This window comes from Planomicrobium sp. MB-3u-38, assembly GCF_002836425.1.
GTDB classification, from domain to species: domain Bacteria; phylum Bacillota; class Bacilli; order Bacillales_A; family Planococcaceae; genus Planococcus; species Planococcus okeanokoites.
Genome location: NZ_PJBO01000060.1, coordinates 138,070 through 155,152 on the forward strand (window position 1 = coordinate 138,070; position 17,083 = coordinate 155,152).

14 protein-coding genes are annotated in these 17,083 nt (G+C 46.1%); all 14 read left to right on the plus strand.

The window, feature by feature from the left end:
- Positions 1-250: 250 nt before the first annotated feature.
- The 14 genes from CXF70_RS11825 to CXF70_RS11890 all read left to right on the plus strand — a co-directional run bounded on the left by CXF70_RS11825 (position 251) and on the right by CXF70_RS11890 (position 17,052).
- Positions 251-4,558 (plus strand): PolC-type DNA polymerase III, encoded by a 4,308-nt coding sequence (locus CXF70_RS11825; RefSeq protein WP_101802845.1) that lies wholly within the window; start codon positions 251-253, stop codon positions 4,556-4,558.
- A 136-nt stretch (positions 4,559-4,694) separates the two neighbouring features.
- Entirely contained in the window at positions 4,695-5,183 is a 489-nt protein-coding gene (gene rimP / locus CXF70_RS11830; RefSeq protein ID WP_084245308.1) for a ribosome maturation factor RimP, read from the plus strand.
- Positions 5,184-5,202: 19 nt separating this feature from the next.
- Entirely contained in the window at positions 5,203-6,330 is a 1,128-nt protein-coding gene (gene nusA, locus CXF70_RS11835) for a transcription termination factor NusA (protein ID WP_101802846.1), read from the plus strand.
- Positions 6,331-6,350: 20 nt separating this feature from the next.
- Complete coding sequence (gene rnpM / locus CXF70_RS11840; protein WP_084245312.1) at positions 6,351-6,629, plus strand: RNase P modulator RnpM; 279 nt, start codon at positions 6,351-6,353, stop codon at positions 6,627-6,629.
- 1 nt (position 6,630) lies between these two features.
- The gene (locus CXF70_RS11845) at positions 6,631-6,951 is read left to right on the plus strand and encodes a YlxQ family RNA-binding protein (protein ID WP_084245314.1); all 321 of its coding nucleotides are present in this window, start codon (positions 6,631-6,633) and stop codon (positions 6,949-6,951) included.
- A gap of 4 nt (positions 6,952-6,955) precedes the next feature.
- Entirely contained in the window at positions 6,956-9,280 is a 2,325-nt protein-coding gene (gene infB / locus CXF70_RS11850; RefSeq protein ID WP_101802847.1) for a translation initiation factor IF-2, read from the plus strand.
- Complete coding sequence (locus CXF70_RS11855) at positions 9,277-9,555, plus strand: DUF503 domain-containing protein (RefSeq protein WP_084245318.1); 279 nt, start codon at positions 9,277-9,279, stop codon at positions 9,553-9,555. The genes infB and CXF70_RS11855 overlap by 4 nt, the downstream gene beginning before the upstream one ends.
- An 18-nt stretch (positions 9,556-9,573) precedes the next feature.
- Positions 9,574-9,927 carry a 30S ribosome-binding factor RbfA gene (gene rbfA / locus CXF70_RS11860; protein WP_084245320.1) on the plus strand — a complete coding sequence of 118 codons (354 nt, stop codon included), beginning with the start codon at positions 9,574-9,576 and terminating at the stop codon, positions 9,925-9,927.
- 66 nt (positions 9,928-9,993) lie between these two features.
- Complete coding sequence (truB, locus tag CXF70_RS11865; protein WP_101802848.1) at positions 9,994-10,923, plus strand: tRNA pseudouridine(55) synthase TruB; 930 nt, start codon at positions 9,994-9,996, stop codon at positions 10,921-10,923.
- Position 10,924: 1 nt separating this feature from the next.
- Complete coding sequence (locus CXF70_RS11870) at positions 10,925-11,869, plus strand: bifunctional riboflavin kinase/FAD synthetase (protein WP_101802849.1); 945 nt, start codon at positions 10,925-10,927, stop codon at positions 11,867-11,869.
- Between the two features lie 144 nt (positions 11,870-12,013).
- Positions 12,014-12,283: a 30S ribosomal protein S15 gene (gene rpsO, locus CXF70_RS11875; protein WP_084245326.1), complete on the plus strand. Its 270-nt coding sequence runs from the start codon at positions 12,014-12,016 to the stop codon at positions 12,281-12,283.
- Positions 12,284-12,429: 146 nt separating this feature from the next.
- Positions 12,430-14,547: a polyribonucleotide nucleotidyltransferase gene (gene pnp / locus CXF70_RS11880; RefSeq protein WP_084245328.1), complete on the plus strand. Its 2,118-nt coding sequence runs from the start codon at positions 12,430-12,432 to the stop codon at positions 14,545-14,547.
- Between the two features lie 155 nt (positions 14,548-14,702).
- Positions 14,703-15,926: a M16 family metallopeptidase gene (locus CXF70_RS11885; protein WP_101802850.1), complete on the plus strand. Its 1,224-nt coding sequence runs from the start codon at positions 14,703-14,705 to the stop codon at positions 15,924-15,926.
- A gap of 112 nt (positions 15,927-16,038) precedes the next feature.
- The gene (locus CXF70_RS11890) at positions 16,039-17,052 is read left to right on the plus strand and encodes an aspartate-semialdehyde dehydrogenase (RefSeq protein WP_233208637.1); all 1,014 of its coding nucleotides are present in this window, start codon (positions 16,039-16,041) and stop codon (positions 17,050-17,052) included.
- Positions 17,053-17,083: the final 31 nt, after the last annotated feature.

The following is a 17,083-nucleotide window of genomic DNA, read 5'->3' on the forward strand; positions in this document are numbered from 1 at the left end:
GGGAAGGTTTGGCCGAACTTCATTCGGTCGAACCTTTGCGACGAAGCGTGGAACGCTGCAACGGTTTTTCATGTCTCGAAGCTAGCGCAGCGATGCAGAGACAGGAGCATACGGTTTTCGAAGCGCACGAGGAGGCTCAGGCCGCTCCCCGCGGAAAGCTTCCGCCTAGAGCGCAATGATTGAAGAAGTCGACAGTTTCTAGACATCCGGTATAACCGGTTTTATTAATATAAGAGCGAAGGGGATAGTTATGACAAACCAGCAAGATCCTAAGATGCGTTTAAAGCTACTTCTTCAGCATCTCGATTTGACAGATGACGTACATATGCCTTTTTTCGAGGAGGCTGAATTGACACGGATGACGGTCCATAAGAAAGAACGGACCTGGCGCTTTACAGTGAAACTTCAAAAAGTACTGCCGATAAAGCTGTTCCTGTTATTAAAAGAGCGGTTGCATTCCACCTTTTCTCCGATTGCAGCTGTGCAGCTGACAATCATAACGGATGATGCCCAGACAGACACTGAATTGATTTCAGCCTATTGGCGCTACGCTGTTGATGAATTGGCTGATATGGCCCCACCGCTCCGTGAACGGTTGCTGGGACAAGCTCCCCAGTGGAACGGCAATAAAATGATGCTGAATTGTGGTCATGAACATGAAATGATGGCGCTAAAATCCAAATACACGGATAAATTGGCCAATGTATACCAGCAATTCGGCTTCCCCAGAATTGCTATCGACTTTCAATTGACGGAAGACGATCAGCAGGCTGCGCACGAAGCATTCATGGAAGAACGCCGAGCTGAGGAAGAAGAGATGGCCAAAAAAGCTTTATCTGATATGAAGAAGAGAGAGACGGACCGGAAAGAGAACGGTGCACCAGCAGGTCCATTCCAGATGGGCAGCAATATCAAGCCGGATGAACCGATCGCTGAAATCCAGTCCATCATTGATGAAGAACGGCGGATTACCGTTGAAGGCTACGTGTTTGATGCTGAAGTGCGTGAATTGCGCAGCGGCCGTTCCCTTTTGACGGTCAAAATTACGGATTATACAGATTCACTTCTCGTGAAAATGTTCTCCCGTGACAAAGAAGATGCCGAATTGATGAAGAACATTAAAAAAGGCATGTGGCTGAAAGCCCGTGGTTCCATCCAGATGGATACGTTTGTCCGCGACCTGGTCATGATGGCGCAGGATATGGTGGAAGTGAAGCCGCAATTGCGCCAGGATACAGCTTCCGAAAAACGGGTGGAACTGCATCTCCATACACCGATGAGCCAGATGGATGCAGTGTCATCTGTGGACGCACTTGTGGGACAGGCTGCGAAATGGGGCCATCCCGCCATTGCCATTACAGACCATGCAGGGGTGCAGTCTTTCCCGGACGCATATGCCGCCAGCAAAAAACATGGCATCAAAGCGATATTCGGGTTGGAAGCGAACCTGGTTGATGATGGTGTGCCGATTGCGTTTGAAGAACGGCATGCGCTGCTTGAAGAAGAAACTTTTGTGGTGTTCGACTTGGAGACGACGGGGTTATCCGCGGTATACGATACGATTATCGAGCTTGCAGCTGTAAAGATCAAAGGCGGGCAGATCATCGATAAATTCGAAAGCTTTGCGAATCCGCATCATCCATTATCGGATACGACGATCGATTTGACCGGCATCACTGATGATATGGTGAAAGACGCGCCGGAAGTGGAAGAAGTGATCCGCAATTACCATGAATGGGCAGGGGATCATATCATGGTTGCCCACAACGCCTCGTTCGATATGGGCTTTTTGTATGTCGCCTATAAAAAATACGGCATCGACAAAAAGCATGCCACAATCGACACACTGGAATTGGCGCGTATGCTCCACCCCGAATTGAAGAATCACCGGTTGAATACACTGGCGAAGAAATTCGGCATTGAACTCACCCAGCATCACCGTGCGATCTACGATACGGAAGCAACATCGTATTTGCTGACACATCTATTGAAGGAAGCTCATCAAAAAGGGATCCTTTATCATGATGAACTCAATAATTATGTAGGAGCCGGTGATGCTTATAAGCGCTCACGGCCGACTCATGTGACTTTATTGGCACAAAACGACGCGGGGTTGAAAAATCTGTTCAAGCTGGTATCCGCTTCCCATATCAATTATTTCTACCGTGTGCCGCGGATTCCGCGCTCGCTTCTGCAGAAACACCGTGAAGGGCTTCTTGTCGGCTCCGGCTGCGATAAAGGGGAAGTTTTTGAAGCGGTTATGCAGAAGTCGATGGAAGAAGTGGAACGGACCGCTCAGTTCTATGATTATCTGGAGGTCCATCCGAAAGACATTTATGCACCACTGATCGAACGTGAAATGATCCGTGATGAATGGAATCTGGAAGATATCATCCGAAAACTGGTGAAAGTCAGCAAAAAACTGGGAATCCCTCTGGTTGCTACAGGAAACGTCCATTACCTGGATGAGAATGACGCAATCTACCGTCAGGTGCTGATCGGATCGCAAGGCGGGGCCAATCCGTTGAACCGGACGAAGCTTCCGAAAGTCCATTTCCGCACGACCAATGAAATGCTCGACGCCTTCGACTTTTTGGGTGAAGAGACGGCTATGCAGATCGTAGTGGAGAATTCCAATAAAATCGCCGACATGATCGACACAGTCAAACCGATCAAAGACGATCTTTACACACCTAAAATTGAAGGGGCAGATGAAGAAGTCAGGGAGCTTAGCTACAATATGGCGCGAAGCATCTATGGCGAACAGCTGCCTGAAATCGTTGAAGCACGCATTGAAAAGGAATTAAAATCAATTATCGGACACGGTTTCGCGGTTATTTATTTGATTTCGCATAAACTAGTTAAAAAGTCTCTGGATGATGGCTATCTGGTCGGTTCACGTGGATCTGTCGGTTCTTCTTTAGTGGCGACACTTACGGAAATCACAGAAGTGAATCCATTGCCGCCGCATTACATCTGCACGAAATGCCAAAAATCCGAGTTCTTCGACGATGGTTCTGTCGGCTCAGGATTTGACCTTGAAGACAAAAACTGTCCGGATTGCGATGTTCCTTATAAAAAAGAAGGACAGGATATTCCATTTGAAACGTTTCTCGGCTTTAAAGGCGATAAAGTACCGGATATCGATTTGAACTTCAGTGGTGAGTATCAAGCGAAAGCCCACAATTACACCAAGGAATTATTCGGGGAAGACAATGTTTTCCGTGCAGGAACAATCGGGACCGTTGCTGAGAAAACAGCTTACGGTTATGTGCGCGGATATGCCAATGACCGGGATATGACCATACGTGGAGCGGAGATTGACCGTCTCGTCCAAGGCTGTACAGGCGTAAAACGAAGCACCGGACAGCATCCGGGTGGAATTATCGTAGTGCCGGATTACATGGATATCTATGATTTCTCTCCCATTCAATTCCCTGCGGATGCCCAGGATTCGGAATGGAAAACGACGCATTTCGACTTCCATTCGATCCATGATAATTTATTGAAGCTGGATATTCTCGGTCACGATGATCCGACCGTTATCCGTATGTTACAGGATTTGTCCGGCATCGATCCGAAAACGATACCGACCGATGACCCTGAAGTGATGAAGATTTTCTCCGGCACTGAATCGCTCGGTGTTACGGAAGAACAGATCGGGTGCAAAACTGCGACCTACGGCATACCTGAATTCGGTACCCGCTTCGTGCGTCAAATGCTTGAAGAAACGAAACCGACGACTTTCTCTGAGCTAGTACAGATATCTGGCCTGTCGCACGGAACGGACGTATGGCTGAGTAACGCACAGGAATTGATCAAAAACGGTACATGCCAATTGTCGGATGTAATCGGATGCCGTGATGATATCATGGTTTACCTGATATACCAGGGACTCGAATCGTCGATGGCATTCAAAATAATGGAAGCAGTCCGTAAAGGTAAAGGACTGACTCCGGAATTTGAAGCGGCGATGAAAGAAGAAGGTGTTCCGAACTGGTACATCGAATCATGTAAGAAGATCAAATACATGTTCCCGAAAGCCCACGCTGCCGCTTATGTTCTAATGGCAGTCAGAATCGCATATTTCAAAGTGCATTTCCCGATTCTTTATTATGCGGCTTACTTTACAGTCCGCGCGGAAGATTTCGATGTCAATGCGATGGCTAAAGGTTCCCATGCAATCCGTTCAGTGATTGCTGACATCAATGCCAAAGGGCTGGAAGCATCAACAAAAGAGAAGAACTTATTGACGGTCATGGAACTTGCGCTCGAGATGACCGAACGCGGTTACAAGTTCCAGAAAGTGGACCTCTATAAATCGGAGGCCGATGAATTCATCATCGACGGCAATACGCTGATTCCGCCATTCAATGCCATACCTGGCCTCGGAACGAACGCAGCCAAATCGATTGTTGCTGCACGCCAGCAAGGGACGTTCCTTTCGAAAGAAGACCTTCAGCAGCGTGGACGGGTTTCCAAAACCATCATTGAATACATGGATGATCACGGATGTCTTGAAGGAATGCCTGAAGCCAACCAGCTGTCGCTGTTCTAGTCAGTTGCACTGGTGTGCCAATCATGGTATTATTGTAGTAACATTTACTGATAGCTCTGTCGCAGAAGAGTGGGTTCTCCCGCTCTTTTCTGTTTGTAAAGACATAAAATGAAACTTTGAATTGCGGGAGGCATGTATGAGCAAAATTACAGAACAAATAGAAGAAATCACAAAGCCCATTACAGATGAGCTGAATCTTGAACTGGTTGATGTGGAATTTGTCAAAGAAGGCCGCAGCTGGTTTTTGCGCGTCTACGTGGACAATCCGGATGCGCCGATCGATATTGATCAATGCGCGCTGGTCAGCGAACGATTGAGTGAAATTTTGGATGAACTGGATCCGATTGAGCAGAATTATTTCCTTGAAGTATCTTCACCGGGAGCAGAGCGCCCATTGAAGAAAGAAAAAGATTTTGAGAATGCTATCAGTAAATTCATCTATATCAAAACTTATGAGCCGATTTTGGATGCAAAAGAGTTTGAAGGTTATCTGCAATCGTATACTGATGAAGAAGTCCAAATTGAAGTTAAAATCAAAACCCGCAGAAAAACAATCGTGATACCAAGGCAGAAAATTGCTGTAATCCGTCTCGCAATTGATTTTTCAGCAAAACCTGATCGATGAACCTAGGAGTGAATAAAAAATGAGCAGTGAGTTATTGAATGCTTTAGAGGCATTGGAGAAACAAAAAGGTATTTCGCGTGATGTCTTGATCGAAGCGATAGAAGCGGCATTAGTGACTGCATACAAACGCAATTTCAATCAAGCGCAGAACGTCCGTGTGGATTTGAATCTTAATACGGGAACGATGCTTGTCTATTCCAGAAAAGATGTCGTCGAGGAAGTGGAAGACGATCGTCTGCAGATATCTTTGGAAGACGCTCATGCCATCAATCCTGCATATGAAGTCGGGGATGTCGTGGAAGAAGAAGTGACGCCGCGCAACTTTGGCCGTATCGCTGCTCAGACAGCCAAGCAAGTAGTTACCCAGCGTGTGCGTGAAGCTGAGCGAGGTCTTGTTTTTGAAGAGTTTGTCGATCGCGCAGATGACATCGTCAACGGTATTGTTGAACGCATGGATGCCCGCAACCTGTATGTCGGCCTTGGTAAAGTTGAAGCGGTCCTTCCGCAGACTGAGCAGATGCCGAATGAGTCATATCAGCCGCATGATCGCATCAAGGTCTATATTACCAAGGTTGAGCGGACTACACGCGGACCTCAGGTGTTTGTATCACGAACACATCCGGGTTTATTGCGCAGATTGTTTGAAACTGAAGTGCCTGAAATCTATGACGGCATTGTTGAAATCAAATCGATTGCCCGCGAAGCAGGAGATCGTTCAAAGATCTCTGTAATGGCTCACCGTGAAGATATTGATCCGGTAGGTTCATGTGTCGGTTCAAAAGGGGCACGTGTACAGACTATCGTCAATGAACTCAGTGGCGAAAAAATCGATATCGTTGAATGGTCAGAGGAGCCGGTGATATTTGTAGCCAATGCACTCAGCCCTTCAAAAGTGCTTGATGTCCAGGTGAATGAAGAAGAGAAGTCTACGACAGTTGTCGTGCCTGACTATCAATTATCACTGGCAATCGGCAAACGCGGACAGAATGCACGTCTTGCTGCCAAATTGACTGGATGGAAAATTGATATCAAGAGTGAGACAGATGCCCGTGAGATGGGCATTTATCCTAATCCGGATGCTGACATCGAACTGGTTGAGTCCGGTGATGAAAGCGATGATTTCGATTTCTACGACGAAAAAGAATAAGAAAGATAAGGTGATGTCCGTTGGCTCTGCAGAAGAAAATTCCACTCAGGAAGTGTGTAGCAACAGGCGAGATGCATCCTAAAAAAGAAATGATCCGTGTCGTGCGTTCCAAGGAAGGCGAAGTGAGCGTCGATCTGACCGGTAAAAAATCAGGGCGAGGAGCTTATGTTTCCAAATCTGAGGCAGCTGTTGCGGCGGCCAAAAAGAAAAAGGTGCTCGACAACCAATTGGAAGTCAAAGTGCCAGAGGAGATATATGAAGAATTGCTGCGGGTCATTCTAAGAGAGCAGTTGAAGTAAAATGGAAACAAAACAGAAAATCCTGCAAATCCTCGGGCTTGCGACAAGAGCAAGAATGACGATTACAGGAGAAGAACTGACAATCAATGAAGTGCGCAAAGGCAATGCAAAATTGGTGTTGTTGGCTGAAGACGCTTCGGAAAACACAATGAAAAAACTGCAGGATAAATGCAGCTATTATAAAGTCGACCTGCAAATTTTCGGAACCCGTTTCGAAATTGGGCATGCAGTCGGCAAAGAAGAGCGTGTAGTTATGGCGATCACCGATGCAGGTTTCGCCAAAAAACTGAAAAGCTTGTTCGATGAAAATAACCGGGGGTGAGCAGATGACCAAAATTCGAGTACATGAATACGCGAAAAAAGTAGATAAACCAAGTAAAGAGATCATCCAGCAATTATCAAAAATGGATATTTCAGTAACTAATCATATGTCGACACTAGAGGACAACGCTGTTTCAAAATTGGACGGCATTTATAAGAAATCTTCATCCGCTTCAACAGCACCAGCTCCAACTAAACCACAAAACCAAGGACAGAACCGTTCGCAAGGACAAAGTTCGCGTCCGTCTGGCCAAGGCCAATCACGTCCGCAAGGCGGACAAAACGGCTCACGTCCATCTGGGCAGGGACAACGTCCTGGACAGTCACGTCCAGCGGCTGCACCAAGCCAGGGGCAATCGCGTTCGCAAGGCAACGGCCAAAGAAATGCAGCTCCGGCAAAAACAGGGTCTAACTTCACACCTAAAGCTGCAAAACCGACAGCAGGACCAGGACAGCGCAATTCCAACCGTCCGGGTGGCGGCGGTCCAGGCCGCGGCGGTCAGAACCGCAATAGAAAAGGCAAACAGCAGCGTCCAGTGAACCCACTGCCGCCGATGCCTAAAAAAGAGAAGGAATTACCGGCGAAAATCACTTTTACAGAATCATTGACAGTTGGCGAATTGGCGAAAAAATTAGGCCGTGAACCATCTGAAATCATCAAAAAATTATTCATGCTTGGTGTAATGGCTACCATTAACCAGGAACTTGATAAAGATGCGATTGAATTGATCTGTGCGGAGTATGAAGTGGAAGTGGAAGAAGAAATCCTGGTTGATAAAACTGACCTGGAAGTCTACTTCGAACCGGAAGATGAAACGCTGAACGAAGAACGTCCACCAGTAGTGACAATCATGGGACACGTCGATCATGGTAAAACAACTCTGCTTGATTCGATCCGCCACACGAAAGTGACGGCAGGAGAAGCAGGCGGGATTACACAGCATATCGGCGCTTATCAAGTAGTTGAAGACGGCAAGAAAATCACTTTCCTTGATACGCCTGGTCACGCAGCATTTACGACAATGCGTGCACGCGGAGCGAAAGTGACGGATTTGGCTATTATCGTTGTTGCAGCTGATGATGGTGTAATGCCGCAGACAGTTGAAGCGATCAACCATGCCAAAGCTGCTGAAGTTCCAATCATCATTGCAGTCAACAAAATGGATAAGCCAAGTGCCAACCCTGATCGCGTTATGCAGGAATTGACTGAACACGGTCTTGTTCCGGAAGCATGGGGCGGAGATACGATTTTTGTTCCACTTTCAGCGTTAAAAGGTGAAGGCATCGATACATTGCTTGAAATGATTCTGCTTGTTTCTGAAGTAGGGGAATTGAAAGCCAACCCTTCACGCCGCGCTATCGGCACAGTTATTGAAGCTGAGCTTGATAAAGGCCGCGGTTCAGTTGCCACACTTCTGGTACAGGACGGTACGTTAAATGTCGGTGATCCGATTGTAGTCGGCAACACATTTGGTCGCGTCCGTGCAATGGTTTCGGATGTTGGCCGCCGCGTAAAAGAAGCGGGTCCATCAATGCCGGTTGAAATTACCGGTTTGAATGATGTGCCACAGGCAGGCGATCGTTTTGTCGTGTTCGAAGACGAGAAAACAGCCCGTTCTGTTGGTGAAAGCCGTGCTACTTCAGCCTTGCAGGTTCAACGTTCAGAGAAAACCCGCGTAACACTTGATAATCTTTTTGATCAATTGAAACAAGGTGAGATGAAAGAGTTGAACTTGATCGTCAAAGCTGACGTTCAAGGGGCAGTTGAAGCAATGGCTGCTTCACTTCTGAAAATCGATGTAGAAGGCGTAAACGTCAAAATCATCCATACGGGTGCTGGTGCTATTACGGAATCGGATATTTCCCTTGCTGCGGCATCCAATGCCATCGTTATCGGATTTAACGTCCGTCCGGATGCCAATGCCAAACGCGCAGCAGAAGCTGAAGGCGTGGACATCCGTTTACACCGCATCATCTATAAAGTAATTGAAGAAATTGAATTTGCAATGAAAGGCTTGCTTGATCCTGAATTTGAGGAGAAAGTTATCGGCCAGGCGGAAGTCCGCAGCACATTCAAAGTATCTAAAGTCGGAACAATTGCCGGAAGTTATGTAACTGAAGGTAAAATCACACGTGACAGCGGAGTTCGTGTCATCCGTGAAGGAATTGTTGTTTTCGAAGGTGAAATGGATACATTGAAACGCTTTAAAGACGACGCCAAAGAAGTGGCTAAAGGCTACGAATGCGGTATCACAGTCAAGAATTTCAATGATGTCAAAGAAGGCGACATCATTGAAGCTTATGTTATGGAAGAAATCGAACGGAAATGATCCTTTACATGGAATGCGAATTCTTCATACCGTCGGCGCATTCATTGAAGGAGAAAAGGGCAGTGCTGAAAAGCATGCTGACCCGTTCAAAACAAAAGTTCAATATTTCCGCTGCGGAAATTGACCATCAGAATGTATGGCAGCGCACGCGCCTGGCCTTTGTCACTGTTTCTTCCTCAAAAGAAATGGCTGAAAAGGAAATGGCGCAAGTGCTGTATTATCTGGAGAGCAATCCGATGTGGGAATGTCTTGAACATCATCAAGAATATCTGTAAGAACGAGGTGAATAAGCAATGACAATGCGCTCGAATCGTGTAGGCGAACAAATGAAAAAAGAGCTCAGCGATATCATCAGCCGCAAGCTGAAAGATCCGCGAATCGGATTTGTCACGGTAACGGATGTAGAAGTTACCGGAGATCTCCAACAAGCGACAGTTTATATCAGTGTATTGGGTGATGATGCTGCAAAAGAGCAGACATTGCTCGGCTTATCGAAATCCAAAGGATTTATCCGTTCAGAAATCGGCCAGCGTATCCGTTTGCGCAAAACGCCTGAACTATCATTTGAATTCGATACTTCAGTGGCATACGGAAATCGGATCGACAGTCTGCTGCGGGATATCAAAGAACCGAAAGACGAACAATAAAACCAGGCCTGCTGTCTATTTCTTAGATTGCAGGCTTTTTTACATATCAGTAAGGGGTTGAAAGAAATGGCCATTAACGGAATACTTCCTTTGTGGAAAGAGAAAGGCATGACTTCGCATGATTGTGTTTTTAAATTGCGTAAAATATTGAAAACAAAAAAAGTGGGCCATACCGGCACGCTGGATCCTGAAGTGGACGGGGTTTTGCCGATTTGTATAGGGAATACCACAAAAGTGGCGGAATACATCACGAATCAAGGAAAAACCTACGAAGCTGAAGTGGCAATCGGCTTTTCGACTGAAACAGAAGATGCCACTGGTGAAGTGGTGGATCGGGACCAGCAGGAGAAGAAAATTACCAGGCAGGAACTGCTTGCCGTCTTAGAAGGGTTGACTGGAGAGATTACTCAGATTCCGCCAATGTATTCTGCAGTAAAAGTGAATGGCAAAAAACTGTATGAATACGCAAGAGCCGGTATAGCGGTCGAGCGCCCGGTCAGAAAAGCGTGGATTCACTCAATTGAGCTGTTGGACAACGCCGCAGAATGGACCGGTACCGATATCCATTTCCGCATCCGCATCCAATGTGGCAAAGGCACATATATCCGTACGCTTGCCGTGCAAATAGGCGAGGCTCTTGGCTACCCCGCCCATATGTCGAAATTGACAAGAACCGAATCAGGCAAATTTAAACAAGCAGATTGCTTAACGCTTGCACAGGTCGATGAGATTGCTCAAAATGGAACTATCGGACGTTTCTTGAAACCGTTGATGTATGGGTTAAGCGCCTTTCCTTCAGTGGAAGTTGACCCGAAAATGGTTTTTGCAATGAAAAATGGGCAAGTTATGGATATGCATCCTTTATTGGAGAAAAATGAATTGCTTGTTTTTACATTGAACGACAATCCTTTTGCATTGTATAAGAAACATCCGGAGAAAAAGGGGAAAATGAAACCGGAAAAAATGTTCGGTCTGCCGACAGAAGACGAGGTGTAAAATGAAAATCTTCCATTTGAATTTTCCCAATCATATGAAGCCGGAAGAAGAGTTGGGCCCGCTATCCATGGCACTCGGCTTCTTTGATGGAGTTCATAAAGGGCATCAGAAAGTAATCGGAGAAGCTGTAGAAAAAGCGCAGGAATTAGGTGTGAAATCTGCTGTAATGACTTTCGATCCGCATCCTTCACTGGTTTTAGGCGGCCGGAAGGAAGAAGTGTTCTACATAACGCCTATGCAGCAAAAAATGGAAATACTTAATGGTATGGATATCGATGTTTGTTTCATCGTCCGCTTTACGTCCGACTTTGCGCAATTGCAGCCGGAACAATTCATCAGCCATTTTATCGAAGATCTTGGGGTTGTCCATGTGACTGCCGGTTTTGATTTTTCATTCGGCGCAAAAGGCCAGGGATCTATGGATCTGATGCAGAGCTATTCGGATGGACGGTTTGGCGTAAGTGTCATCGGGAAATTGGAAGACGGCCAGGAAAAAATCAGTTCCACCCGCATCCGCAATCACTTGAAATCGGGTGAAATCGAAGAAGTGTGCCGTTTATCAGGGCGCCCATTCAAAGTTTCCGGTACGGTTGTGAATGGCGATAAAAGAGGGCGCACCATCGGCTTTCCGACTGCAAATGTGGAACCTGATCTGGGGACGTTCATACCAGGCAGAGGTGTCTACGCTGTCCGTCTTTATGTCCAGGACGAACTATATGACGGGGTCTGCAATGTAGGCTACAAACCGACTTTCAATGACCCGGACCACAAGCAGCTCGTAATTGAAGTGCATATCTTTAATTTTGATAAAGATATATACGGCGAACGGGTAACGGTCGATTGGCATAAAAGAATCAGGGACGAAAAGAAGTTTTCCGGCATCGATGAACTGAAAGCGCAAATTGAAAAAGACAAACAGGAAGCCATCACGTTTTTCGCTGGATGATATCAAGCGGGAAGATCGGTTGATTTTCAAATTGCCGTGTGCTATGATTTATGAGTACTGAATGTACTAACCGTTGCTTGGCAATCGAATCACCAACGTTTGCTCGGTAATTGGGGCTATCAGAAATTAGGAGGTGGAAACAGTATGGCAATTACTCAAGAACGTAAAAATGAATTGATCAATGAATACAAAGTGCATGACACAGATACTGGGTCTGCAGAAATTCAAATCGCCATTCTTACAGAAGACATCAACAACTTGAATGAGCACTTACGTACTCACAAAAAAGATCATCACTCACGTCGTGGTCTATTCAAAATGGTTGGACGCCGTCGTAACTTGTTGAAATACCTTCGTGAAAACGACGTAGCTCGTTACCGCGAATTAATCGCAAGACTTGGCCTACGCCGATAATAGCAATCAGTGAAAGCGGGATTCGTCCCGCTTTTTCTTTATGGATAAAATTTTCCGCTTGCATGCACAGCGTATGCTTTTTTGATACACTACTAGTAATGGATACATAAAATTGTCTATATCCTGAAAGAGAGAGGAGCTCGATTATGGAGCAAACTAAAAAGGTTTACAAATTCGATTGGGCAGGCCGCGAATTGCAGGTCGAAGTTGGCCAATTGGCTAAGCAGGCAAACGGAGCAGCGTTGATCCGTTATGGCGATACAGCAGTACTGTCTACATCCACAGCTTCAAAAACGCCGAAGCCGCTGGATTTCTTCCCGTTGACTGTCAACTACGAAGAACGGCTTTATGCTGTCGGTAAAATACCAGGAGGCTTCATCAAACGTGAAGGCCGTCCTTCTGAAAAAGCGACTTTGACGAGCCGTCTTATCGACCGTCCGATCCGTCCTTTATTCCCTGATGGCTTCCGCAATGAAGTGCAGGTAATCTCAATGGTTATGTCCGTTGATCAGGATTGCCCTTCTGAAATGGCTGCAATGTTCGGATCTTCATTGTCGTTAATGATTTCGGATATTCCGTTCGACGGTCCGATTGCTGGCGTTATCGTTGGTTTGATCGACGGTGAATACATTATCAATCCGACAAACGATCAGCTTGAGAAAAGTTCCATCAATCTGACAGTGGCAGGCACGAAAGATGCCATCAATATGGTTGAAGCGGGAGCGAAAGAAGTATCGGAAGAAATCATTCTTGAAGCAATCATGTTCGGACACGAAGAGATCAAGAAATTGATCGCGTTCCAGGAAGAGATTGCAGCTGAAGTCGGGAAAGAAAAATCTGAAATCCAATTATACGAATTGGATGCAGAGCTTTCTTCAACGATCAAAGGCCAAGTGGAAGCAGAGTTGAACACTGCTGTTCAGATCAATGAAAAGCAGGCGCGCAACGAAGCGATCGACGAAATCAAAAAACGCGTTATGGCACAATACGAAGAATCAGCTGATGATGTTAAAAAACAAGCGGGACAAATCCTTGATAAGATGGTCAAAGATGAAGTTCGCCGTTTGATCACGGATGAAAAAATCCGTCCTGACGGGCGCGGACCATCAGAGATCCGTCCATTGTCATCAGAAGTCGGATTGCTGGCACGCACGCACGGTTCTGGTTTGTTTACACGTGGACAAACACAGGCGATGAGCATTTGTACGCTTGGGGCACTTGGCGACGTACAGATTATCGATGGCCTTGGCATCGAAGACACAAAACGTTTTATGCATCATTACAACTTCCCGTTGTTCTCTGTCGGTGAAACTGGATTCCTTCGTGGACCGGGCCGCCGCGAAATCGGCCACGGGGCTCTTGGGGAACGTGCCCTTGAAGCGGTTATTCCGAATGAAAAAGAATTCCCATATACAATCCGTCTGGTAGCAGAAGTTCTGGAATCAAACGGATCAACTTCTCAGGCAAGTATCTGTGCTTCAACTCTTGCAATGATGGACGCTGGTGTTCCTTTGAAAGCGCCTGTAGCAGGTATTGCAATGGGGCTTGTCAAAAAAGGTGATAATTACACAGTATTGTCCGACATTCAGGGAATGGAAGACCACCTGGGTGACATGGACTTTAAAGTTGCCGGAACTGCTGAAGGCATTACAGCGCTTCAGATGGATATCAAAATCGATGGCTTGTCCCGTCAAATCCTGGAAGAGGCTTTGACACAGGCGAAAATTGGGCGTATCCATATTCTTGAATCGATGATTGCGACAATTTCTGAACCGAGAGAGCAATTGTCCAAATTTGCGCCGAAGATCATCATGGTTAAGATCAACCCTGATAAGATCCGCGATGTGATTGGACCAGGCGGTAAAGTGATCAATAAGATCATTGATGAAACAGGCGTCAAAATTGATACAGAACAAGACGGCACCATCTTTATTTCTTCAGTTGATGAAGAAATGAACGCGAAAGCGAAAGCGATGATCGAAAACATCGTGCGCGAAGCGAAAGTTGGAGAATATTACGAAGGAAAAGTGAAACGGATCGAGAAATTCGGCGCATTCGTTGAACTGTTCCCAGGCAAAGACGGCTTGCTTCATATTTCTGAAATCCAGGAAGAACGGACGAAGGAAGTTGAAGATGTCCTCAAAATGGATCAAGTTGTAAAAGTGAAAGTCATTGAAATCGACCGTCAAGGCCGAGTCAACCTGTCACGCAAGATTGTACTGAAAGAAGAAAAAGAACAAGCTGAAAAAGCTAATCAGGAGTAAATGAAAATTGCCGACGAAAGTTGGCAATTTTTTTCTTATTTCTTAAAAGAAAATAGATGTATTTAGTTTTTAAAGAACTATGGAGGAGCGGAGTTTCGTCTAGACTTCACCGCTTAACGGGCGCTTACGCTTTTCTTATTGGAGGGATTTAAAGAGTGGCAGATACTTATACTTGTGAAAACGGTTTACGGATCGTTTCAGAACAGATTCCGCATTTCAGATCTGTAGCAGTCGGAATATTCGTCAAGGTCGGATCGCGTGATGAAAGCCCCGAAGAGAATGGCATGACCCATTTTATCGAGCATATGCTGTTCAAGGGCACACCCACCCGGAGCGCAAAGGATATTGCCAGGGAATTCGACCGTATCGGCGGAGACATCAATGCCTATACTTCAAAAGAGTATACCTGTTATTACGCGAAAGTTATCGATGAACATGCGGATCGCGCAGTCGATATACTGGCGGACATGTATTTCAATTCCAATATGGAACCTGATGAAATCGAGCGGGAACGGCAAGTGGTGCTTGAAGAAATAAGCATGACCGAAGATATGGCGGATGATGATGTACATGAGCAGTTATGGCGGGTAATGTATCCTGGACATTCCATCGGTGCACCGATCCTTGGTATAGAAGAGACTCTGCAGACTTTCGACGCTGAACTGATCCGAGTTTTCATGGACAGATTTTACATCCCATCGAATACTGTCGTGTCAGTGGCGGGGAATATAAAGCCAGAATTAATCGGAAAAATCCAAGAACTTTTTGGCAGTTTCCGAAAAGTCCGGCAGCAAAAAAATTATACAGAACCTGAGTTCATTCCAGGAAAGTCCATTAAATACAAAGATATTGAACAAGGGCATCTTTGCTTAGGCTTTCCGGGAATGTTAATAAACAATCCACATCTTTACGATTTAGCAGTGATGAACAATATTCTGGGAGGCACGATGTCATCCAGGCTGTTTCAGGAAATCAGGGAGGAGCGGGGACTCGCTTACTCGATTTATTCCTATCACTCAGCTTATTCGGACCACGGCACTCTTGCGATTTACGGCGGTACATCAAATGAGCAGCTGCCGGAACTCCAGGAAAAAATCATGGAATCGATCCGTCATATGCAGTCGGACGGCCTGACACAGCTGGAAGTGGATGATTCCAAAGAGCAGTTCAAAGGCAATCTGCTGCTTGGGATGGAAAGTACCAGCTCACGCATGAGCCGCAACGGCAAGCATGAACTGCTTATGGGCAGGCATATATCCTTTGAGGATGTGCTGAAGAAAATTGAAGGCGTATCGATGGAGAAAGTTCAGTACACATTGGAACTGCTCCAACAGGGACCGGCATTATCAATCATACGTTCAAAAGAAGCATCCTCTTAAAATTGAGGATGCTTTTTCAATATTTTAATGCGGCAGATAGCTGAATTATGATACAATAATCCAAATTATCTTTGAAGGAGAGAGTCGAGTGAAAACCTATAACGTAGCAATCATGGGGGCAACAGGAGCCGTTGGTCAGCAAATGAAGGATCAATTGGAAAAGCGCGGGTTTCCTGTAAACGAAATCCGTTTCCTGTCATCCAGCCGTTCTGCGGGCAGTAAAATAGATTTTAAAGGCAATACCTATACAGTGGAAGAAGCGGTGCCGGAATCATTTGAAGGGATAGACATCGCCCTCTTCAGCGCAGGCGGCAGCGTATCCGAGAAGTTTGCTCCGGAGGCTGTAAAGCGCGGAGCAATTGTCATCGATAATACGAGTGCGTTCCGGATGGATCCCGAAGTTCCGCTGGTCGTGCCTGAGGTCAATAAAAGCGACTTGTCACTTCATAAAGGGATCATTTCAAATCCGAACTGCTCGACCATCCAGATGGTCTGCGCGCTGCAGCCGTTAAAAGAGCAATTCGGCTTGGCGAAGATTGTCGTTTCTACATATCAGGCAGTATCAGGTGCTGGAATAGATGCAATCAATGAATTGAAACATCAGGCTGACGCAGGGTTCGATCAGGCAGTGAATGCTGACGCTAAAATGCTTCCGGTTAAATCAGCCGAGAAACATTATCCGATCGCATATAATGCGATACCACAGATTGATGTTTTTGCTGACAATGGCTATACGCTTGAGGAAATGAAAATGATCAATGAAACGAAAAAAATCATGCATGACAACAACCTTTCAGTAGCAGCGACCTGTGTGCGGCTGCCGGTGGTTACAGGCCATTCGGAATCTGTCTATGTTGAGTTAGAGGCAGCTCCGACGCTCCAGGAAGTGAAGGAGGCCATTGCGGCTGCTCCGGGAGTGGAATTGAAGGACGATCCATCACAGCAATTGTATCCGATGCCGCTTATGGCTGCGGGACTTGATGAAGTTTTTGTCGGCCGCATCCGTCCGGATCTGGATAATCCGCAAGGCTTCCATTTATGGGTGGTCTCAGACAATTTAGTGAAGGGCGCAGCATTGAACTCAGTGCAAATTGCAGAAGCGCTGATTGAAGAAAAAATAATCTGACCTCAAAAATGAACCGGCCGCCACGCCGGTT

What these genes read in the sequence shown, in the direction of transcription:
- CXF70_RS11825 (WP_101802845.1), top strand. Translation starts at nt 251, where the DNA reads ATGACAAACCAGCAAGATCCTAAGATGCGTTTAAAGCTACTTCTTCAG.
- rimP (WP_084245308.1), top strand. Translation starts at nt 4,695, where the DNA reads ATGAGCAAAATTACAGAACAAATAGAAGAAATCACAAAGCCCATTACA.
- nusA (WP_101802846.1), top strand. Translation starts at nt 5,203, where the DNA reads ATGAGCAGTGAGTTATTGAATGCTTTAGAGGCATTGGAGAAACAAAAA.
- CXF70_RS11845 (WP_084245314.1), top strand. Translation starts at nt 6,631, where the DNA reads ATGGAAACAAAACAGAAAATCCTGCAAATCCTCGGGCTTGCGACAAGA.
- infB (WP_101802847.1), top strand. Translation starts at nt 6,956, where the DNA reads ATGACCAAAATTCGAGTACATGAATACGCGAAAAAAGTAGATAAACCA.
- CXF70_RS11855 (WP_084245318.1), top strand. Translation starts at nt 9,277, where the DNA reads ATGATCCTTTACATGGAATGCGAATTCTTCATACCGTCGGCGCATTCA.
- rbfA (WP_084245320.1), top strand. Translation starts at nt 9,574, where the DNA reads ATGACAATGCGCTCGAATCGTGTAGGCGAACAAATGAAAAAAGAGCTC.
- truB (WP_101802848.1), top strand. Translation starts at nt 9,994, where the DNA reads ATGGCCATTAACGGAATACTTCCTTTGTGGAAAGAGAAAGGCATGACT.
- CXF70_RS11870 (WP_101802849.1), top strand. Translation starts at nt 10,925, where the DNA reads ATGAAAATCTTCCATTTGAATTTTCCCAATCATATGAAGCCGGAAGAA.
- rpsO (WP_084245326.1), top strand. Translation starts at nt 12,014, where the DNA reads ATGGCAATTACTCAAGAACGTAAAAATGAATTGATCAATGAATACAAA.
- pnp (WP_084245328.1), top strand. Translation starts at nt 12,430, where the DNA reads ATGGAGCAAACTAAAAAGGTTTACAAATTCGATTGGGCAGGCCGCGAA.
- CXF70_RS11890 (WP_233208637.1), top strand. Translation starts at nt 16,039, where the DNA reads ATGGGGGCAACAGGAGCCGTTGGTCAGCAAATGAAGGATCAATTGGAA.